Annotated in this window: 16 protein-coding genes and 1 pseudogene; 12 read left to right on the top strand and 5 right to left on the bottom strand. The window is 74.9% G+C overall.

Going from position 1 to position 20,275, the window contains the following annotated elements:
• Positions 1-10: 10 nt before the first annotated feature.
• Complete coding sequence (locus tag GA0070604_RS27150; RefSeq protein ID WP_208602358.1) at positions 11-481, top strand: hypothetical protein; 471 nt, start codon at positions 11-13, stop codon at positions 479-481.
• Positions 482-565: 84 nt separating this feature from the next.
• Positions 566-1,030 (top strand): hypothetical protein, encoded by a 465-nt coding sequence (locus tag GA0070604_RS27145; RefSeq protein ID WP_091124713.1) that lies wholly within the window; start codon positions 566-568, stop codon positions 1,028-1,030.
• A gap of 7 nt (positions 1,031-1,037) precedes the next feature.
• Here GA0070604_RS27145 and GA0070604_RS27140 read toward each other — a convergent pair whose 3' ends face one another.
• The gene (locus GA0070604_RS27140; protein WP_091124709.1) at positions 1,038-1,988 is read right to left on the bottom strand and encodes a GNAT family N-acetyltransferase; all 951 of its coding nucleotides are present in this window, start codon (positions 1,986-1,988) and stop codon (positions 1,038-1,040) included.
• Between the two features lie 79 nt (positions 1,989-2,067).
• On the opposite strand from GA0070604_RS27140, the gene fdxA reads away from it, so the two are divergent.
• Together fdxA and dapC are read left to right on the top strand one after the other, a co-directional pair.
• Positions 2,068-2,394, top strand: a complete 327-nt coding sequence (gene fdxA / locus GA0070604_RS27135) for a ferredoxin (RefSeq protein ID WP_091124705.1) — start codon at positions 2,068-2,070, stop codon at positions 2,392-2,394.
• Positions 2,391-3,500 carry a succinyldiaminopimelate transaminase gene (gene dapC / locus GA0070604_RS27130; protein WP_091127447.1) on the top strand — a complete coding sequence of 370 codons (1,110 nt, stop codon included), beginning with the start codon at positions 2,391-2,393 and terminating at the stop codon, positions 3,498-3,500. Before fdxA ends, dapC begins: the two co-directional genes overlap by 4 nt.
• A gap of 142 nt (positions 3,501-3,642) precedes the next feature.
• On the opposite strand, the gene GA0070604_RS27125 is transcribed toward dapC, so the two are convergent.
• Complete coding sequence (locus GA0070604_RS27125; protein ID WP_091124701.1) at positions 3,643-5,484, bottom strand: M48 family metallopeptidase; 1,842 nt, start codon at positions 5,482-5,484, stop codon at positions 3,643-3,645.
• Between the two features lie 223 nt (positions 5,485-5,707).
• On the opposite strand from GA0070604_RS27125, the gene GA0070604_RS27120 reads away from it, so the two are divergent.
• Genes GA0070604_RS27120 through GA0070604_RS27110 form a run of 3 tightly spaced genes read left to right on the top strand, consistent with a single transcriptional unit; the run spans position 5,708 to position 8,024 of the window.
• Positions 5,708-6,730 carry a prephenate dehydrogenase gene (locus GA0070604_RS27120; protein ID WP_091127446.1) on the top strand — a complete coding sequence of 341 codons (1,023 nt, stop codon included), beginning with the start codon at positions 5,708-5,710 and terminating at the stop codon, positions 6,728-6,730.
• Positions 6,731-6,735: 5 nt separating this feature from the next.
• Positions 6,736-7,377: an SIMPL domain-containing protein gene (locus GA0070604_RS27115; protein WP_091124697.1), complete on the top strand. Its 642-nt coding sequence runs from the start codon at positions 6,736-6,738 to the stop codon at positions 7,375-7,377.
• Positions 7,377-8,024 (top strand): nucleoside/nucleotide kinase family protein, encoded by a 648-nt coding sequence (locus tag GA0070604_RS27110; protein ID WP_091124693.1) that lies wholly within the window; start codon positions 7,377-7,379, stop codon positions 8,022-8,024. Before GA0070604_RS27115 ends, GA0070604_RS27110 begins: the two co-directional genes overlap by 1 nt.
• 124 nt (positions 8,025-8,148) lie before the next feature.
• Here the strand turns inward: GA0070604_RS27110 and GA0070604_RS27105 are convergent, their stop codons facing one another.
• Together GA0070604_RS27105 and dapD are read right to left on the bottom strand one after the other, a co-directional pair.
• A complete protein-coding gene (locus GA0070604_RS27105; RefSeq protein WP_091124690.1) occupies positions 8,149-8,715 on the bottom strand; it encodes a sugar O-acetyltransferase in 567 nt (188 codons plus the stop codon).
• Between the two features lie 113 nt (positions 8,716-8,828).
• On the bottom strand, positions 8,829-9,785 hold the full coding sequence (gene dapD / locus GA0070604_RS27100) for a 2,3,4,5-tetrahydropyridine-2,6-dicarboxylate N-succinyltransferase (protein WP_091124686.1): 957 nt from the start codon (positions 9,783-9,785) through the stop codon (positions 8,829-8,831).
• 136 nt (positions 9,786-9,921) lie between these two features.
• On the opposite strand from dapD, the gene dapE reads away from it, so the two are divergent.
• Positions 9,922-10,995, top strand: coding sequence for a succinyl-diaminopimelate desuccinylase (gene dapE / locus GA0070604_RS27095; protein ID WP_091124683.1), 1,074 nt, complete (start codon positions 9,922-9,924; stop codon positions 10,993-10,995).
• An 81-nt stretch (positions 10,996-11,076) separates the two neighbouring features.
• Here the strand turns inward: dapE and GA0070604_RS32795 are convergent, their stop codons facing one another.
• On the bottom strand, positions 11,077-11,238 hold the full coding sequence (locus GA0070604_RS32795) for a hypothetical protein (protein ID WP_167363582.1): 162 nt from the start codon (positions 11,236-11,238) through the stop codon (positions 11,077-11,079).
• 316 nt (positions 11,239-11,554) lie between these two features.
• Here GA0070604_RS32795 and GA0070604_RS27090 point away from each other — a divergent pair.
• From GA0070604_RS27090 to GA0070604_RS27075, 4 genes and pseudogenes are all read left to right on the top strand, one after another.
• Positions 11,555-12,382: pseudogene (locus GA0070604_RS27090) on the top strand (LOG family protein); the annotation flags it as partial.
• 102 nt (positions 12,383-12,484) lie between these two features.
• On the top strand, positions 12,485-13,030 hold the full coding sequence (locus GA0070604_RS27085) for an LOG family protein (RefSeq protein ID WP_091124680.1): 546 nt from the start codon (positions 12,485-12,487) through the stop codon (positions 13,028-13,030).
• 143 nt (positions 13,031-13,173) lie between these two features.
• Positions 13,174-16,746, top strand: coding sequence for an ATP-dependent helicase (locus GA0070604_RS27080; protein WP_091127445.1), 3,573 nt, complete (start codon positions 13,174-13,176; stop codon positions 16,744-16,746).
• Positions 16,743-20,255: an ATP-dependent helicase gene (locus tag GA0070604_RS27075; protein WP_091124676.1), complete on the top strand. Its 3,513-nt coding sequence runs from the start codon at positions 16,743-16,745 to the stop codon at positions 20,253-20,255. The genes GA0070604_RS27080 and GA0070604_RS27075 overlap by 4 nt, the downstream gene beginning before the upstream one ends.
• Positions 20,256-20,275 lie beyond the last annotated feature (20 nt).

Raw genomic sequence — 20,275 nt, 5'->3', positions numbered from 1 at the left:
GGCCGTACCGATGTCGGTCACCCCCGAGTCGCCGCCCGCCGAGCCGCCCGCGCGGCCGGGGCCGGCCGACGCCGCCCTGCGGATCGGCGGTGGGGTCGTGTCGGTCTGGGCGGGTCTGCTCGCTGCGGTGCTGAACCTGCTCTTCGCCACCTGGGCCTGGGAGGTCGTCAAGGGCCGGCCCGCCGGCCTGTCCAAGACGGTGGTCGGCACCTCGCTCGCGGTCGGCGGGATCGCCGCGGTGGTGGTGCTGACGGTTCTGGTGGCCTGGTTCGCCCACGCCGCGGTCGGTACGCGCTGGGCGGTGGCGCTGCCCGCCGTGCCCTGGTTCGTGGTGATCGCCGCGGGCAGCTTCAAGACCGCCGAGGGTGACCTCGTGCTCACCGGTGACAACCTGCTCGGCCTCGGCATGATCCTGGCGGGCGCGATCACCTTCGCGGTGCTGGGTTTCCGGCAGATCGTGGTGCCGCCGACCGCCTCCTGAGTGCTGACGCCGCACCGGTCGTGGTGGTACATATTCCTGCCAAGAGTCCGCCGTCGGGGCGGGCGGCGACGGTGGAGGCGTGCGATGAGGGAGCGGTGGGGCGCGGTCGGCGTGTTGGCGGCGGCGCTGTTCGTGGTGAACGCGGTGGCCCGGCTGGTCATCAAGTTCGGCTTCCCGGACGACGACACCGCCGCCGACCGGGTCACACTGGCGATGTTCCTGGTCATCGGGCTGATCCTCGCCGTGCTGGCGTTCCGCTGGGGCAGCGACCGGCCGACTGGTCGCCTGGCCGGCGACCTGGCCGCCGCGATCGGGGTGGCGCTGGCGCTGACCCTGTTCGTCGGCCCGCTGCTGGTCGGCAAGAGCCCGTTCGCCGACGGCGCCGGGACGTTCTTCGCCCAGATCTGGCTCTACCTGGCGGCCACCGCGGCCGGCGTGCTGGTGGGCTACCTGACGCTCACCGCGCTCGGCCGGGACTTCCGCTCCCGACAGCTCAAGCGGTACGCCGAGCTGAAGGCCACGAAGCCGCGCAAGGTGGTCCGCCGCTGACCCGCGCTCAGGCCGGGGCGACCCGCGTCAGGTAGGTGTGGTGGGTGGTGAAGCCGAGCCCCCGGTAGAGGTTCACCGCCGGCGTGTTGCGCTGCTCCACCTGGAGGAACGCCTGCGTGGCACCCTCCGCGACGCCCCAGTCGACCAAGGCGCGGATCACCCGGCCGGCCAGTCCCTGCCGGCGTGCCTCGGGCAGCACCTCGATCGAGGTCAGCCCCAGCCAGCGGCCACCGCCGGTCACCGTGCCCCGACCGGCGGCGAGCAGCCGGCCGTCGGCGTACACGTGGGCGAAGCGGACCCGGTCCACGGCGGTGAGCACGTGCCGGGCGACGTCCGGCAGGCTGCCCTTGCGCGCGGCGGCGACGGCGAGCCAGGCGTCCGACGGCGAGTCGGCCAGCTCGACCGGTGGCAGGTCAACCCGGGCGGGTGGCAGCGCGGCGAGCGGGGCGGTCTGTACCAGCACCGGCGGGCGGGTGTCCCAGCCCCGGGCGTCCAACTCCGCGCCGACCGGGGCGGCGAGCGGCAGCGGGGTGTTCACGAGGGCGGGTTGGCCGTGGTCGGCGTACCAGCGTTCCACGGCGTCGAGCGCGTCGGGCAGCGGTCGGTCCGGGTCGCCGACCGGCAGCGCCGAGTTCGCCCGGCCGGTCCAGCCCTCGGCGGCGCGCAGCAGCCAGCCGCCGAGCCGGGAGCGGACCGGCGCGGGCCACGCCTCGTCGGCGGCCAGTTCCAGGGCGACCACGGCGGCGGCGGTCGGTCGGCGGGCCGGCGGCACCCGTTTCGCCCGGTGCACCTCGCCCACCGGGACCCGTAGCCGACCCCTATCGGTGGCCAGGGTGATGTGGGTCTCGCTCAGCTCGACCAACTCGCCGAGAGCGTCGGTGAACAGGGGGCGGCCTTCGCGAATCCCCACAATCCGGCGGACCACGATCCGGTGTCCCACATCCTGCTGTCGGAGCACGATCGACCTCCTCCCCGGCGAGATACTAGGCTCTTACCGTCGCAGGTGATCGCGACGAGTCTTGCGGAGGAGAAGACCGGTGACCTACATCATCGCCGAGCCGTGCGTGGACGTGCTCGACAAGGCATGCATCGAGGAGTGCCCGGTCGACTGCATCTACGAGGGCAACCGGATGCTCTACATCCACCCCGACGAGTGCGTCGACTGTGGTGCCTGTGAGCCGGTCTGCCCGGTCGAAGCGATCTTCTACGAGGACGACGTCCCGGAGCAGTGGAAGGACTACACCGGGGCGAACTACGAGTTCTTCGAGGATCTCGGCTCGCCGGGCGGCGCCTCCAAGATCGGCAAGGTGGAGAAGGACGCGCCGTTCGTCGCGTCCCAGCCGCCGCGCGGAGAGGGCCACTGAACCGGCCCGCGCCGGTCTCGTCGCGCCTGCCCGACTTCACCTGGGACACCCTGGACGCCGCGGCCGCGACGGCCGCGGCGCACCCGGGCGGTCTCATCAACCTCTCGATGGGCACGCCGGTCGACCCGGTGCCCCAGGTGATCCGGCAGGCCCTGGCCGACGCGTCGAACGCCCCCGGCTATCCGCTGACCGCGGGCACACCCGCGCTGCGGGACGCCATCGCGGCCTGGGTCGCCCGGGCGTGCGGGGCGGGCGTCGACGGGCTCGGCGTGCTGCCCACGATCGGCTCAAAGGAGCTGGTCGGCTGGCTGCCCACCCTGCTCGGCGTCGGTCCGGGCGACGTGGTCGTGGTGCCGTCGATCGCCTATCCGACGTACGAGGACGGGGCCCGGCTGGTCGGCGCCACCACGGTACGCACCGACTCGCTGACCGCGGTCGGCCCCACCTCCCGGGTACGGCTGGTCTGGGTCAACTCGCCCGGCAACCCGACCGGGCGGGTGCTGCCCGCCACCCACCTGCGCAAGGTGGTCGACTGGGCGCGCGAGCGTGGTGCGGTGGTCGCCAGCGACGAGTGCTACCTGCCGCTGGGCTGGGACGCCGAGCCGGTCTCGATCCTGTCGCCCGAGGTCTGCGGCGGGTCGTACGAGGGCGTGCTGGCGGTGCACTCGCTCTCCAAGCGCTCCAACCTGGCCGGCTACCGGGCCGGCTTCGTGGCCGGTGACCCGGCGCTGGTGGCCGAGCTACTCAAGATCCGTAAGCACGTCGGCATGATCGTGCCCGCACCGGTGCAGGCGGCGATGGTGGCCGCGCTGGGCGACCAGGCACACGCCGACGAGCAGCGGGAGCGTTACCGCGTCCGGCGCGAGCGGCTACGCGCCGCGTTCACCGGCGCGGGCTTCACCGTCGAGCACTCCGAGGCCGGGCTCTATCTCTGGATGACCCGGGACGAGGACTGCTGGGAGACCGTCGACTGGCTGGCCCGGCGGGGCATCCTGGCCGCCGCCGGGATCTTCTACGGTCCGGCCGGCGCCCGGCACGTCCGGGTCGCGCTGACCGAGTCCGACGAGCACATCGCGGCGGTCGCCGACCGGCTCGCCCAACCCTGACCGTCGCCGACCGGCTCGCCCAACCCTGACTGTCGGCGCGCGGCGGCGCCCAACCCTGACCGTCGGCGCGCGGCGGCCGCCCGGCCCAGGACGGACCCGTGGGGCGGCCGGCCCGGGAGGACCGGCCGCCGCACTGCCCGGATCAGGCGTTGATCCGCTCGAACACCCGCAGCAGGGTGTCCCGGCTGTGCTTCTCCAGGAACTCGCTGGCCATCAACTCCTGCACCTGCACCACCCGGCCGTCGTACAGGGTCAGGGTCGCCTTCAACGGCACCTCCCGGGTCACCTCGACCGAGGTGATCTCCTCGTACGGCAGGTAGGGGTGGCGGGCGGCCACCTCGCTCACCGGCTCCGCGCGGACCAGCTCCGTGAGCCGCTTCTCCCCCTCGCTGGACTTGCCCGGGTCGGGGATCAGCACGAGACCGTTGTCCAACACGAGCACGTCGTGCTCCCGGCCGTCGATCTTGATGTTGGCCAGCCCGCCGATCAGGTCGGCGTTGCGCGCGGACGCCCGGGCCTGCACCACCGTCGCCTGCGCCGCATCGATGCCCCGTTCGGCGAGGCGGGCCAGCGCCACGTCCAGGGTCTCCGGAGACACCGCCAGCTTGGCGATCTCGGCCAGGTCCCACGGCTCGCCGTCCGGGCCGACCAGCCGGGCCGGCCCGGACCAGGAGAGCTGCCAGTGTGCCCGCCCCGAGCGGATCGCCGCGTTGTCGAGCAGCGCCTCCATCGGCCCGGCGAAGGCGACCGCCGCCTCCTGGCGGGTGGCGCCGGAGAAGAACTGCTCGGCGAACTCGCCGAGCCGGCCGGCGCGGACCAGGTCCAGCACCGTGGGCAGACCCGGCATCGCCGTACCGGTGAACCGGCCGGCCGCCCGGTAGACGCGGTCCGCCCGCTGCTGGGTGGACGCGGCCATCCACTCGGCGACGAACTCGGGCCAGGGCAGGATCCGACGCGAGCCGTGCTCGACCACCATGCTCTGGAGTTGCCGGCCGGCGCCCGCCACGTCGGCGAGCACGATCCAGGCCGGCCGGTCGTCCGGCCGTACCTCCGCCGCGGGCGAGTCGGCCATCGCGGCGACCCGTACGCCGACCGGCGGGTGGGTGTCCCAGCGGGACGTCTTCCGCTCGGGCGCGTGCTCGCGCAGCTCGTCGATCTCGTCCCGGCGCGCGTCGAGCAACTGGGCGAAGCCGCCGAACAGGTCGTCCGGCGCGAGCCCGGCTGACCAGCCCGCCTCGACGTACTGGCGCATGTAGAACGCCCAGGCCGCATCGAGCGCGGGCAGCGTACGCAGCGCGGAGGTCGCCGCCTCGTGGCCGGCGAGCCGCACCGACGCCCGGTCGGCCTCCAGCTCCTGTCGGCGCGACGCGGCGTTGTCGACCATCAGGTAGAGCATCGCGTAGCCCTTGAAGACCCACCCGATCGGGTTGCGCGGGCTGATCCTCTCGATGGTCTCCTCGATCGCCAGCCGACCCCGGTAGGCGACCCCGCCGAGCCGGGTGTGCCGGCCGGAGTAGTGGCCCAGCTCGTGCGCGAGCACCGAGCGCAACTGGTCGACCCGCAGGCCCAGCAGCAGCGGCAGTCCGACGTAGAGGGTGCGCCGGCCGCCGAGCAGGCCGAGCAGCCGGGTCTGCTCGCTGACGGCCGCGTTCACGTCCGGCAGCAGGCGGATCTCGTCGGGCGCGCGGGTGCCGACCGCGGTGGCCAGTTCCCGTACGGTGGCCCAGAGCTGCGGCGCCTCCCGCTCACCCAGGACCGGGCCGGGCAGCGGCTCGTTCTTCGTACGGATCGCCTTCCAGAGCCCCACGGCCACCGCGCCGAGCGCGACGAGCAGCGGGAGCAGCACCTTGCCGGTCAGCAGGCCGTTGGTGTGGCTGAACAGCCACACGCCGAGCGCGGCGACGGCGGCGAGCTGGAGCAGCGCGACGACGTAGAAGCCGATCAACATGACCACCGAGGCGAGTGCCCGGTATGTCGCGGACATGTTTTTCCCTTTTCCGTGAGAAGTGCCCGCCTTCGATGCCGGGCGGGCCGTCGGGGGACGGTACGACGTCAACCCTGCTCGGACAACCCCCTTCCGTGTCCGTCGGCCGGAGGCTGAGGCACGGCTGCCCGGCCGGCGAGCACGACCGTGCCGGCCACCGGGGCGATATCCTCGGCGCGGTGATGGAGCGGCGACGCCGACGTACGAGCGGACCGAGGTGACGGTGGGCGCAGCCAACGGGCAGGCGCGGGCGGCGGTGGTCGGCACCGGCCTGATCGGTGGCTCGGTGCTGCTCCGGCTGCGGGACGCCGGCCTCGACGTCGCCGGCTGGGATCCGGACCCGGCGACCCGCCGGCACGCCGCCGAGCGGGGCGTCGTCGTACCGGACGCCCTGGAGGATGCGGTCGCCGGCCGGGACGTGGTCTTCCTGTGTGGCCCCCTGCCCACCCTGCCCGCGACGCTGACCCGGGTGGCCGGCGTCACCGACGACGGGTGCGTGCTCACCGACGTGGGCAGCACCAAGGCCGACGTGGCCACCGCCGCCACCGCACAGGGGCTCGGGCACCGGTTCGTGCCCGGCCACCCGATGGCCGGCGCCGACCGGGCCGGCCTCGCCGCCGCCTCCCCGACCCTGCTCGACGGGGCCGCCTGGGTGCTCTGCCCGGCGCCGACCGGGATGGCCGCGTTCCGCCGGCTCGCCGCGCTGCTCATCGACGTCTTCCACGCCCAGGTGGTGCCGATGTCCGCGCCGGAGCACGACACCGCCGCGGCGCTCGCCTCGCACGTGCCGCACCTGCTCGCGGGCGCGTTGGCCGGGGCCGTGCAGCGGGCGGCGCTGCGCGACGCGGTGCTCGCGCTCGCCGCCGGCAGCTTCACCGACGGCACCCGGGTGGCCGGCGGCCCGCCGGCCCGGACGGCGAACATGCTGCTCGGCAACCGTGAGCGGGCGCTGGCCGAGCTGGGCGCGGTCCGCAACGTCCTCGACGAACTCGCCGAGGCGCTGGCGGCCGGGGACGCCGGGGCGCTCACGGCTCGGCTGGACGAGGCGCGGGCGGCCCGGGCCGCATTGGGCGCCCGCTCGTACACCACCCATCGGTGCGAGTTCCCGGCCGAGGTCGAGCACGCGGGGGAGCTGGCGTATCTCCGGGAGCTGGGGGCGGCCGGCGGCCACCTCACCGGCTGCCGGGTCGAGGCGGGCGCGGTGGCCTACACGGCGCACCTGCCGGTCGGCCCGCCACTAGGGTGAGGAGCATGTCGGACGCACCGGTCGTGGCGGTACGCGGCGAGGCGTACCGGGAGGTCGCTCCCGAACTGGCCCGGTTCACGGTCACCGTGTCCGCCCGGGACCGGGACCGGGAGACCACGCTGACCCGGTTGGCCGAGCGGGCCGCCGCCGTCCGGGTGCTGCTGGACGCGGCCGGGCCGGTCGTGGAGCGGCGGGAGAACGGCCAGCTCCGGGTCTGGCCGGAGACGAGACGGTCCGGCGAGCGGGTGGTGGCGTACCACGGCAGCGTCACCACGGCCGTCACCGTCGCCGACTTCACCGCGCTCGGCGAGCTGATGCTCCGCCTGGCCGACCAGGACCAGGTCGAGGTGGCCGGCCCCTGGTGGGCGCTGCGGCCGGACAGCCCGGCGTACCGGGAGGCGCGGCACGCGGCCATCGCGGACGCCCTGGCCCGCGCCCGGGAGTACGCGGAGGCGCTCGGTGCCCGGGTGACCGCCCTGGTGGAGCTGGCCGACACCGGCCTGGCCGCCGCCCCGCCGATGCTGGCGAAGGCGGCCTACGCGCGGGCCGGCGACGCCCCGCCCGAGCTGGAGCTGGATCCGCAGCCGCAGCCGGTGCAGGCGGCGGTCGAGGCCCGGTTCACCATCAGCGAGCCGGTGCTCGGTTGATGCCACCGGCTCAGGTGCTCCCCCTCGGCGAGCTGGTGGACCGGGCGCGGGCCCTGGCCGGCGCCGGCCCGCGACAGCTGCTGGGCGTCGCCGGTGCGCCCGGTGCGGGCAAGTCCACCCTGGCCGAGCGGATCGTCGCCGAGGTCGGCCCGGCCGCCCGGCTGGTGCCGATGGACGGTTTCCACCTGGCCCAGTCCGAACTGGTTCGACTGGGCCGGGCCGACCGCAAGGGCGCCCCGGACACCTTCGACGCCAACGGCTTCGTCTCCGTCCTGCGCCGGCTGCACCGGCTGGAGCCGACCTCGGTGTGGGCGCCGGCGTTCCGCCGCCACCTGGAGGAGCCGGTCGCCGGAGCGATCGAGGTGCCGCCCGAGGTCCGGCTGGTGGTGACGGAGGGCAACTACCTGCTGCTGCCCGACGACCCGTGGGGGGAGGTGCGCCCGTTGCTGCACCAGGCCTGGTTCCTCGACCTGGACGCCGGGCTGCGGGTGCGTAGGCTGACCGCCCGGCACGAGGCGTACGGCAAGACCCCGGAGCAGGCCCGCGCCTGGGCGCTGGGCAGCGACGAGGCGAACGCGGCCCGGGTCGCCGGCACCGCCGACCGGGCCGACCTGGTGGTCCGGTTGGTCGATCCCCTGCCGGGGTGACGGCACGGTCCGGCGGAGCAGCCGGCCACCACCGCCCGTTCGCGGCGGCACTCGATCGCGTCCAGGCAGCCGCTGCGGTTGCGGGTCTCCGCCTCGTACTGGTTTTGCTGCCCGTTTTCGCAGGTCAGGTGGCCTGTTTGAGATCGCGTACCGGTCGAGCGGGATTACCCACGGCAACCACGTTGGCCGGCAGGTCCTTGGTCACCACCGCGCCCGCACCGACCACCGTGTTCTCCCCGATGGTGACGCCGGCCAGCACGATGGCTCCGCCGCCGAGCCAGGCGTTGTCGCCGATGGTGATCGGCTTGGCCGCCTCCCACTTGGCCCGCCGGGCCGCCGGATCGAGCGGATGGGTGGCCGTCAGGAGCTGCACGTTCGGTCCGATCTGGACGTCGGCGCCGATGGTGATCCGGGCGACGTCGAGGAAGACCGCGTTGAAGTTGACGAAACAGCGCGGCCCGAGGTGGGTCTGCCAGCCGTAGTCGCAGTGGAAGGGCGGCCGGACCCAGCTGCCCTCGCCGAGCGAGCCGAGCAGCTCGCGTAGTGCGGCGAGCTGCCCCTCCGGGTCGTCGGCGGGTACGGCGTTGAAGCGCTCGGTGAGCCGGGCCGCCCGGTCCAGATCGGCGACGATCTCGGGGTCGTCGGCGAGGTACAGCTCGCCGGCGAGCATGCGTTCCCTCATGGTGGTCACTGGGAGATCATGCCCGGTCCGGGCCGCGGCGAGGGCCGGACCGGAGATGGACCCGGGCCGGAGTGGGTGCCCCGACCCGGGTGCCGCGCCCGGTACGTCGACCGGCGGACCGATCAGTCGTTGGCGTGCAGGGCCGCGTTCAGCTCGATGCCCCGGCCGGTCCGCGGCTTCGCCTCCAGCGCCCCGGTGACCGAGTTGCGCCAGAAGAGCAGCCCGTCCACGCCGGAGAGGTCGCGGGCCTTGACCACCCGGCCGTCCGGCAGGGTGATCTTCGAGGCGGCGGTGATGTAGCACCCGGCCTCCACCACACAGTCGTCGCCGAGCGAGATGCCCACGCCGGCGTTCGCGCCGATCAGGCTCCGCTCGCCGATGCGCACCTTCTCCGTGCCGCCGCCGGAGAGGGTACCCATGATCGAGGCGCCGCCGCCGATGTCGGAGCCGTCGCCGACTACCACGCCCTGCACGATCCGGCCCTCGACCATCGAGGTGCCCAGCGTGCCGGCGTTGAAGTTGACGAAGCCCTCGTGCATCACGGTGGTGCCGGCGGCCAGGTGGGCGCCGAGCCGGACCCGGTCCGCGTCGGCGATCCGCACGCCGGACGGGACCACGTAGTCGGTCATCCGGGGGAACTTGTCCACCCCGTAAACGGCGAGGTGGCGGCCGGCGGCGCGCTCGATGACGCGCAACTCGTCCACCCGCTCCGGCGGGCACGGCCCGGCCGAGGTCCAGGCCACGTTGGCCAGCTTGCCGAAAATGCCGTCGAGGTTGAGCTCGTTGGGCCGGACCAGGCGGTGGGAGAGCAGGTGCAGCCGGAGGTACGCGTCGGCGGCGTCCTTGATCGGATCGTCCAGCGAGCCGATCACGGTGACCACCTGGACCGTACGCAGCCCGGGCAGCGCCCGCCCGCCGACCGCGCCGGGCGGCAGGTCGAGGACGTCGGCCTGGTCCTCTCCGGGGACGAGCGGCAGCTCCCCGAGCCCGAGCTTGCCGGTCGGGTACCAGGTGTCGAGCACCAGATCGTCAGCGGTGGTCGTGGCCAGACCGATGCCCCAGGCCGAATCGGACGTCACAGCTCTACCTCTCGTTCGCGGCTACGCCGGCTGCTGCTCGCGACCGCGGGGGCTCGCCGGATCACTCCTCGTGCTCGCCGAGGGGCTCGCAAGCTCACTCCACGCGCTCACCAGTGCTGACGGTACCGTGCGAGGCATGCAGAACCCGCTGACCCCCGAGGTCCTGGCTGATCCGGTGGCGCTCACCCGCGCACTGGTCGACATAGAGTCCGTCTCCCGCAACGAGAAGACGATCGCCGACTGTGTCGAGGAGGTGCTGCGGGGCGTACCGCACCTGACCACGTACCGGCACGGCAACACGGTGATGGCCCGCACCGATCTCGGCCGGTCGCAGCGGGTGGTGCTCGCCGGCCACCTGGACACCGTCCCGATCAACAACAACTTCCCGTCGACCATGCGCGGCGACCTGATGTACGGCTGCGGCACCTCCGACATGAAGTCCGGGGTGGCCTTCGCGCTGCACCTGGCGGTGACCCTGCCGGACCCGCGCTACGACGTCACGTACTTCTTCTACGAGGCCGAGGAGATCGAGTCGCAGTACAACGGGCTGACGCTCGTCTCCCAGTCCCATCCGGAGTGGCTCCAGGCCGACTTCGCCGTGTTGCTGGAACCGACCTACGGGATCGTCGAGGCCGGCTGCCAGGGCACCATGCGGGGAATCGTGTCGACCACCGGCGTACGGGCCCACTCGGCGCGCTCCTGGCACGGCGTGAACGCCATCCACGCGGCCGGGGAGGTGCTGCGGCGGCTGACCGCGTACGAGGCACGGCGGGTCACCATCGACGGCTGCGACTACCGGGAGGGCATGAACGCGGTCCGCATCCACGGTGGGGTCGCCGGCAACGTGGTGCCGGACCGGTGCGAGATCGAGGTCAACTACCGGTTCGCCCCGGACCGTACGCCGGAGCGGGCCGAGGCGCACCTGCGGGAGGTCTTCGCCGGCTTCGAGCTGACGGTGACCGACATGGCGGCGGGCGCGCTGCCCGGGCTGGCGGCCGCGCCGGCGCGGGAGTTCCTGGCGGCGGTGGGGGCGGCCCCGGTCGGCAAGCTGGGCTGGACCGACGTGGCCCGGTTCGCGGCCCTGGGCATCCCGGCGCTGAACTTCGGCCCGGGCGACCCGAACCTGGCCCACCACCCCGATGAGCACGTCGAGCTGACCAAGATCCGCGACGGCGCGGCCACCCTGCACCGCTGGCTCGCCCCGGCCTGAGGCGGACAGAGTCCGCGTGGGCTCTGAAAGACCGGGGCCCGCGTCATCGACGCGGGCCCCGGAGGTCGGGTCGGCGAAGCCTCAGACGGTCGTCGTCAGTGAGGCGTCCGGATCGGTGGACTCGCCGGTGAGGTCGGTGTGGTGGGCTTCCATCATGCGGGCACGGCGGCGCTCGGCCACCACGTCGCGGATCCGCCGCTGCATCTGCCGGCGGATCCGGATCATCTCGGTGTTGCTGATCAACGCTGGCTCCTCCCCCCGAACGCTCGCACCGGGGCATACCCCGTATGTGAATAGTAAGACGTGCGGGCGACAGAATTAGTTGCCCAAGATCGCCAAGAATTTCGCTCACTCGCCGGCCTCCGCATCCGGCCGCCGTGGCTCCACTACGGTGGCCCCATGAGCGAGCGCATGCGAGCGAATCATCAGTGCAGTGTGGTGGTGCCTCATGGCGGCACGCAGCGCAGCGGAGTGCTGGCATGAGCGAGCGCACGCGAGCGAATCATCAGTGCAGTGTGGTGGTGCCTCATGGCGGCACGCAGCGCAGCGGAGTGCTGGCATGAGCGAGCGCGTGCGGCAGCCCGGCCGTGGCCCGCGCGGTGAGCGGCACCGGGGTGCCGTCACGCTGCGCAACCGGGCCATCCCGACCAGCACCGCCGACCAGCGGCTGTTGGACTCCCGGGGCCGGGGCGACTGGAAGACCAAGGACGCCTGGCGGGCGCTGCGCATCCTGTCGGAGTTCGTCGAGGGGTTCGACACCCTGGCCGACCTGCCGCCGGCGGTCAGCGTCTTCGGCTCGGCCCGCAGCATGCCGGACAGCACCGAGTGCCGGATGGCCGAGGAACTGGGCGGCGCGCTGGCCCGGGCCGGGTACGCGGTGATCACCGGTGGCGGCCCGGGGGTGATGGAGGCGGCCAATCGGGGCGCCAGCGAGGCGGGCGGGCTCTCCGTCGGGCTCGGCATCGAGCTGCCGTTCGAGCAGGGCCTCAACGACTGGGCCGACCTGTCCATCGACTTCCGCTACTTCTTCGCCCGCAAGACCATGTTCGTCAAGTACGCGCAGGCGTTCGTCGTACTGCCCGGTGGCTTCGGCACCATGGACGAGCTGTTCGAGGCGCTGACCCTGGTGCAGACCGGCAAGGTCACCCGCTTCCCGGTGGTGCTGATGGGCCTCGACTACTGGCGGGGCCTGATCGACTGGCTGCGGGAGAGCATGGTCGCCGAGGGCAAGATCGGCCCGTCCGACCTGGAGCTGATGTGCCTCACCGACGACGTTGACGAGGCGGTCCGGCACATCGTGGAGGCCGAGGCGGTGCTCTCCGCCGAGCAGGAGGCGATCCGCGAGGAGGCGGTCACCCGGGTCGCCGCCGACCAGCGGGCCGCCGCGGCGGCAGCGCCCGAGACCGCTGCCGAGCCGCCGGTCGAGATCGGGTCCGAGCCGTCGGCGGGGGACCAGCCCGGGTCGGCCCCGGCGGGGCGGGGCTGACCGGTGGCCGCGATCTGCGTGTTCTGCGCGTCCTCCCGTACGCTCGACCACCGCTGGCTGGACCTGGCGGCCGAGACCGGCGCGGAGCTGGCCCGGCGCGGGCACACCCTGGTCAGCGGCGGCGGCTGCGTCGGCATGATGGGCGCGGTGACCGACGGCGCACGGGCCGCCGGTGGCTACACCCTCGGGGTGATCCCGCAGTCCCTGGTCGACCTGGAGGTCGCCGACCTGGCCGCCGACGAGCTGGTGGTCACCGACGGGATGGCCAGCCGCAAGACCCTGATGATCGAGAAGTCGGACGCGTTCATCACCCTGCCCGGCGGGCTCGGCACCCTCGACGAGCTGTTCGAGGTGTGGACCACGGCCACCCTGGCCCTGCACGCCAAGCCCATGGTGCTGGTCGACGCGGACGGCTTCTACCGGCCGCTGCTGGACTGGCTGCGCACCCTCGCCGACCAACGTTTCCTCAAGCCCGCCGGCATGGACCTCCTGCTGGTCGCCGACACCGTCCCGGAGGCCCTGGACCTCCTCGCCCCCCACCTCAGCTGACCCGCTTCCACCCCGTTGATCACGAAGTTGTCGCCCAGCGCGTCGGCGTCCCGTGGCAACACCTTCATGATCGACGTGAGCTGGGCGTGGACCGGCGGGGTGGGGGAGGTGGGGTGTCGGACCGGCGTGGTGGGATGTCGGTGATGGGGGCGTATCGGTTGGTGCGCCGGTCCGGCGGGGTGGGGACGGGGGTCGCCCACTCCGGCGGGGCGGGGCAGGGGGTCGGTCCTGAGGCGACCGGGGAGGATCCGCGATCCGGGGGGTCGGCGGGCGATGCCGCGTGCCCGCCGGATGCCGTGCAGGCCGAGGTGGTCGCGCACACCGCCGGGCCGATGCTGGTCGTGGGCGGTCCGGGCACCGGCAAGACCAGCACCCTGGTCGAGGCGGTCGCCGCGCGGGTGACCGAGGGCGTCGACCCGGAGCGGATCCTGGTGCTCGCCTTCGGCCGGCGTGGCGCCACCGACCTGCGTCACCGGATCGAGGCGCGGCTCGTCGGCGCCGGGCACCGGGTGGTCCGCGAGCCGCTGGTGCGCACCTTCCCGGCGTACGCCTTCGGGCTGCTCCGCCGGGCCGCCGCCGAGCGGGGTGAGCCGTCGCCCCGGCTGCTCACCGGGCCCGAGCAGGATCTCATCATCCGCGAGCTGCTCGACGTGGTCGGCGAGGAACCGGATGACGACCCGGTCGGCTGGCCGGAGGACCTGCGCCCCGCACTGCGGACCAGGGCGTTCGCCCAGCAGCTCCGGGATCTGCTGATGCGCGCCGCCGAGCGGGGCGTCGGCCCGGTCGAGCTGGCCCGGCTGGGGGAGAAGCTGGGTCGCGCCGACTGGCCGGCCGCCGCCCGCTTCCTGCGGGAGTACGTCGCCGTCCTCGCCCTGCGTGATGTGAGCAACCGCGGCTCGATCGCGTACGACCCGGCCGAACTGGTCCGGGCCGCCACCGGCATGCTGCTCGACGACCCCGAGCTGCTGGCGTCCGAGCGCCGCCGGCTGGCCCACGTCTACGTCGACGAGCTCGCCGACACCGACCCCGCCCAGCTCGACCTGCTCGCCGTCATCGCTGGCGGCGGCAAGTCCCTGGTCGCCTTCGCCGACCCGGACTCCTCCACGTACGCCTTCCGGGGCGCCGATCCGGCGGGCGTGACCACCTTCCCGCACCGGTTCCGCACCGCCTCCGGAGCGCCCGCCGCGCAGGTCGTGCTGACCACGTCGTACCGGGCCGGCCCGGAGCTGCTGGCGGCGACCGCTCGGCTGGCCCGCCGACTGCGCGGGCCGGCGGCGCACCGGCGGCTGCGCCCACTGCCCGACGCGCCGCCCGGCACGGTCGAGGTGCGCACCTTCCGTTCGGCGACCAGCGAGTCCGCCTGGCTGGCGCACGCCCTGCGCGAGGCGCACCTGCTCGACGGGGTGCCCTGGTCCCGGATGGCGGTGCTGGTCCGCTCCACCGGCCGGCAGTTGCCGTCGCTGCGGCGGGCCCTGCACACCGCCGGCGTGCCGACCGTGGTGCACGGCGAGGACCTGCCGCTGCACCTCCAGCCCGGGGTGGCTCCGCTGCTGCTCCTGCTCCGCTGCGCGCTGGAGCCCGACCGGCTGGACGAGGAGTCCGCGGTCGCCCTGCTGCACTCGCCGCTGGGCGGCGCCGACCCGCTCGCCGAACGGCGGCTGCGTCAGGGGCTGCGCGCGCTCGCGCTGGCCGCCGGCGACCGGCGCCCCTCCGGCGAGCTGATCGTCGAGGCGCTGCGCGACCCGGCCGAGCTGGCCGCCATCGAGCGGCGCTGGGCGGAGCCCGCCCAGGCGGTGGCGCGCCTGCTGGCGACCGCCCGGCAGGCCGCGGCCACCCCGGGAGCCACCGCCGAGGAGGTGCTCTGGGCGGTGTGGCGGGAGAGCGGGCTGGCCGAGCGTTGGGCCGGCGTGATCACCCGGGGCCGGGAGGCCACCGGCGAGCACGAGACCGCCCAGCGCTGGCGTGCCGAGGCCGCCGACCGGGACCTCGACGCGGTGCTGGTGCTCTTCGACGCGGCGGCCCGGTTCACCGACCGGCTGCCCGGTGCGCGTACCGAGGTCTTCCTCGACCACGTGCTCGGGCAGGACCTGCCCGCGGACACCCTGGCCGCCAGCGCCGACCGGGGCGACGCGGTACGCCTGCTCACCGCGCACGCCGCGAAGGGGCTGGAGTGGGACCTGGTCGCGGTCGCCGGGGTGCAGGAGGGGGTCTGGCCGGACCTGCGGCTGCGCGGCAGCCTGCTCGGCTCCGAGCGGCTGGTCGACGTGCTGGCCGGGCGGGCCGACGGCACCGGCGTACGGGCCAGCCTGGTCGGGCAGACCTCGGCGCTGCTCGACGAGGAACGCCGCCTCTTCCACGTGGCGGTCAGCCGGGCCCGGCACCGGCTGCTGGTCACCGCGGTCGCCTCGGCGGCGGTGGGCGGCGACGATCACGAGGAGCAGCCCAGCCGCTTCCTGCACGAGCTGGGCGGCACCGAACCGCCCCCGGCCGGCGGGGGAGCGGTGGCGGTGAGCCCGGCTCCGGGTCTCCGTCCGACGGGCCCGGGCGGCGACGACGCCGGCCAGGCCCGGGGCGGGCGCGGCACGGACACCGGCGACGACGCCGGCCAGGCCCGGGGCAGCGCCGCGGGAGGCCCGGGGGATCCCGCCGTGCCGGCCGGCCAACCGGCGTCGGACGGGCCGGTGCCGACGGTCGACGCGGAACCGCGGGGCGAGCCGCCGGCCGCCCTGCCGGTCACCCTGCCGCCGCGCGGGCTCACCCTGTCCGCGCTGGTGGCGGAGCTGCGTACCGCGGTGGTCGACCCGGCGGCGCCGTCCACCCGGCGGCACGCGGCGGCGGCGGAGCTGGCCCGGCTGGCCACCGCCGGGGTGCCCGGGGCGCACCCGGACGACTGGTGGGGGCTGCGCGGCCTCTCCGACGACCGGCCGCTGGTCGACGAGGGCGAGTCGGTCCGGGTCACCCCGTCGGCGATGGAGAGCGCCCTGCGGTGCAGCCTGCGCTGGCTGCTGGAACGGCACGGCGGCAGCGCCCCGGCCAGCGCCGCGCAGGGGGTCGGCAACCTGGTGCACGCCGCCGCGATGCTGGCCGAGGACGCCAGCGTCGACCGGACCACCCTGCTGGAGTACGTGGCCGCCCGGTTCGACGCGATCGAGCTGGCCGCCCGCTGGATGGTCGGGCCGGAACGCACCCGTGCCGAGGCCATGGTGGACAAGCTGCTGCGCTGGCTGGCCGGCAACCCGCGCCGGCTGCTCGCCATCGAGCACGAGTTCGCGGTGCGCCTCGACGACCCGCAGCGGCCGGTCCAGCTGACCGGCCGGGTGGACCGGCTGGAGGTGGACGCCGAGGGGCGGCTCGTGGTGATCGACCTGAAGACCGGCAAGTCGACCGCGGTCACCGAGCGGGAGGTGGCCGAGCATCCGCAGCTCGGCGCGTACCAGGCGGCGGTGGAGGCGGGGGCGTTCGCCGAGTACGGCGACGAGTCCGGCGGCGCCGCGCTGGTGCAGCTCGGCACGAGCGCCAAGGAGGCCAAGGAGCAGACCCAGGCCGCCGCGGGGGAGGGGCCGGATGCCGGCTGGGCCACCGCCCTGGTCCGGCGTACCGCGGACACGATGGCCGCCGCCACCTTCGCCGCGGTCGCCAACTCGAAGTGCCGGGTCTGCCCGGTCCGGACGAGCTGCCCGGTGTCCGGGCAGGGCCGTCAGGTGGTCGAGCCGTGACCCAGCCCGCGCTCTTCGGCACCGCCACCACCCCGGCGCCCCGGACCGCCGATTCCGGCCCGCGCTACACCCCCGTGGAGCTGGCGAAACTGCTACGTCTGCCGGCACCCACCCGGGAACAGGCCGCGATCATCGCCGCGCCGGTGGAGCCGCTGCTGGTCGTCGCCGGCGCCGGGTCCGGCAAGACCGAGACGATGGCCGCCCGGGTGGTCTGGCTGGTCGCCAACCAGTACGTGCGACCCGAGCAGATCCTCGGCCTCACCTTCACCCGCAAGGCCGCCGGCGAGCTGGCACACCGGGTGCGTACCCGGCTCGACCAGCTCATCCGCCGGCTGGGCCGGCCACGCCGGGACCCGCACGACGACCCCCTCGCGGGTGAGCCGACCGTCTCCACCTACCACTCGTACGCCGGCCGGATCGTCACCGAGCACGGGCTGCGCGCCGGTTACGAGCCGACCACCCGGCTGCTCACCGAGGCGTCCCGCTGGCAGCTCGTCGACCTGCTGGTACGCAACTACGACGGCGACATGTCCGAGGTGGACCGGATGCCCAGCACGGTCACCGACGCCGTGCTGGCCCTCGCCGGGGAGCTGGACGAGCACCTGGTCGACCCGGACGAGCTGGCCGCCTGGACCGGCCGGTTCTTCGCCGAGGTGCAGTCCCGCCCCGGCCGGGTCTACGCCGACGTGCGCAAGGCGTTGCAGCTCCAGCAGACCCGGCTCAAGCTGCTGCCGCTGGTCCGGGCGTACGCCCGGCGCAAGGACGACTTCGAGGCGATGGACTTCGCCGACCAGCTCGCCCGGGCCGCGCGGGTGGCCCGGGACCACCCCGGTGTCGGGGTGATCGAGCGGGATCGGTTCCGGGTGGTGCTGCTCGACGAGTACCAGGACACCAGCCACGCCCAGGTGGTGCTGCTCAACGCGCTCTTCGGCGGCGGCCACCCGGTCACCGCCGTCGGCGACCCCTGCCAGTCCATCTACGGCTGGCGCGGCGCCAGCGCCGGCACCCTGGACCGGTTCCCCACCGAGTTCGCCCGCGCCGACGGCACCCCCGCAGACGTGCTCAGCCTCACCACCAGCTGGCGTAACCGGCCGGAGATCCTCGGCGTCGCCAACGCGCTCTCGGTGCCGCTGCGGGCGGCCGGTGCCCGGGTGCCGGAACTGCACGCGGCGCGCAGCGTCAAGGACCCGATCCCGCACCGCAGCCCGCGCGGGCAGGCCGCCGGCACCGTGCACTGCGCGTTGCTGGAGACGTACGCCGACGAGGCCGAGTGGATCGCGGAGAGCGTGCTCGCCGCCTGGCGCGGCGCGGCCGGGATGCCCGGCGCGCTGCCCGAGCACATTCCGGTGCCGCACCGCCCCACCACCGCCGTGCTGGTCCGGCTACGCAGCCAGATCCCCGCCATCGAGTCCGCGTTGCGTGCCCGGGGGCTGCCGGTCGAGGTGGTCGGGCTCGGTGGCCTGCTGGACACCCCCGAGGTCCGGGACGTGGTCTGCACGCTGCGGGTGCTCGCCGACCCCACCGACGGGGCGGCGCTGCTGCGGCTGCTCACCGGGGCGCGCTGGCGGATCGGGCCGCGCGACCTGGTCGCTCTGCACCGGCGGGCGAAGGGCATCGCGAGGGCCCGCCGGGAACTGGCCGGCGACGGGGGGCCGGAGATCACCGTGGACGCCCTCGACGAGGCCACCCTGGTCGAGGCGCTCGCCGACCTGGGGCCGGCGCAGGCGTACTCGGCGGAGGGGTACGCGCGGCTGCGCTCGTACGGGATGGAGCTGGCGCTGCTGCGCTACCGGCTGGACCAGTCCCTGCCGGAGCTGATCGCGGACATCGAGCGGACCATCGGCCTGGACGTGGAGGTGGCGGTCCGGGCCGGTCGGGACGGCACCGGCGACGCCGGTCTGGCCCGTGGGCACCTGGACGCGCTCGGCGACGTGGCGGCCCGGTTCTCCGGCGAGACGCCCGGCGCGACCCTGGCCGGCTTCCTCGCCTACCTGGCCGCCGCCGAGGACGAGGAGCGCGGCCTCAGCCCCGGCGAGGTCGAGGTGGTGGAGGGCGCGGTGCAGATTCTCACCGCGCACGCCGCGAAGGGCCTGGAGTGGGACGTGGTGGCGGTGGCCGGGCTGACCCGGGGCGTCTGGCCGGGGCCGGTGCGCAACTCCGACCACTGGCTCGGCGGGTTGGGTGTGCTGCCGTTCCCGCTGCGCGGCGACGCCGACGGGCTGCCCGAGCTGGGCCTTCACGGGGCGGAGGACCAGCGTGGGGTGGCCCGGGCGGTGGAGGATTTCGGCGACGCCTGGCGGGCGCACGACGAGCGGGAGGAGCGCCGGCTGGCGTACGTGGCGGTGACCCGGCCCCGGCGGCTGCTGCTCTGCTCGGGTTACTGGTGGGGGGAGGGGACGAAGAGGTTCCGCGGCCCGTCGGTGTTCCTGCGCGAGGTGCACGACGCCTGCCTGGACGGCGCGGCCGGGCATCTGGTCGACGAGTGGGCGCCGGAGCCGGCCGGAGACGCGGTGAACCCGACCACCGAGGTCGTGCTCCGGGCGGAGTGGCCGGCCGACCCGCTCGGCGCCCGTCGCCCGGCGCTGGCCGAGGCCGCCGCGCTGGTCCGCCGCTACCTCGCCGACCCGGCGGCGGCCCGCCGCGAGACGGCCGGGCTCACGATCGCCGGGCCGGCCGGCGATCCCGGAGCGACGGAAGCCCAGCAGATGGGCGGCCGGGCCGGGACCGAGCGGCCGGCCGGCGGCTCCGGGGCGGTGCCCGGGGGCGACGACACCGGGAGCCGGGGCGATGATCCCGAGGCGGCCCGGTGGCGGCGGGAGGCCGATCTGCTGCTGGCCGAGCGGGCGGAGCTGGCCCGCCGGGCCGAGGCGGTCGAGATCGACCTGCCCGGGCACCTGTCGGTGACCCAGTTGGTGGCGCTGCGCCGCGATCCGGTGGCCCTGGCCCGGGCGCTGCGCCGACCGATGCCCACCGAACCCAACCCGTACGCCCGGCGCGGCACCGCCTTCCACACCTGGCTGGAGCAGCGCTTCGGCGCCGACCGGCTGCTGGACGTGGACGAGCTGCCCGGCGCGGCGGACGACGACGCCGCGCCGGACGAGGCGCTCGCCGAGCTTCAGGAGCGCTTCCTGGCCAGCGAGTGGGCCGAGCGGGTGCCGGTGGAGGTCGAGGTGCCGTTCGCCACCGTGCTCGCCGGCGTGGTGGTCCGGGGCCGGATGGACGCCGTCTTCGCCCGCCCCGGCGGCCGGTACGACGTGGTCGACTGGAAGACCGGCCGGCAGCCCACCGGGCGGGAGGCCGAGGCGGCGGCGGTGCAGCTCGCGGTCTACCGGCTGGCCTGGGCCGAGCTGGCCGGTGTGCCGGTCGAGCGGGTGGGGGCGGCCTTCCACTACGTCCGGGACGGGGCCACCGTCCGGCCGGCCGACCTGCTCGACGCCGACGGACTGACCGCACTGATCGCCGGCGTGCCGGAAGTTCCGCCGGCGGCCGGCCCGCGCCGCCGGCCGTGATACCTTGGCGTCGTTGCAGT

Source organism: Micromonospora eburnea (assembly GCF_900090225.1).
GTDB classification, from domain to species: Bacteria; Actinomycetota; Actinomycetes; order Mycobacteriales; family Micromonosporaceae; genus Micromonospora; species Micromonospora eburnea.
This window is presented reverse-complemented; position numbering and strand designations above follow the sequence as displayed.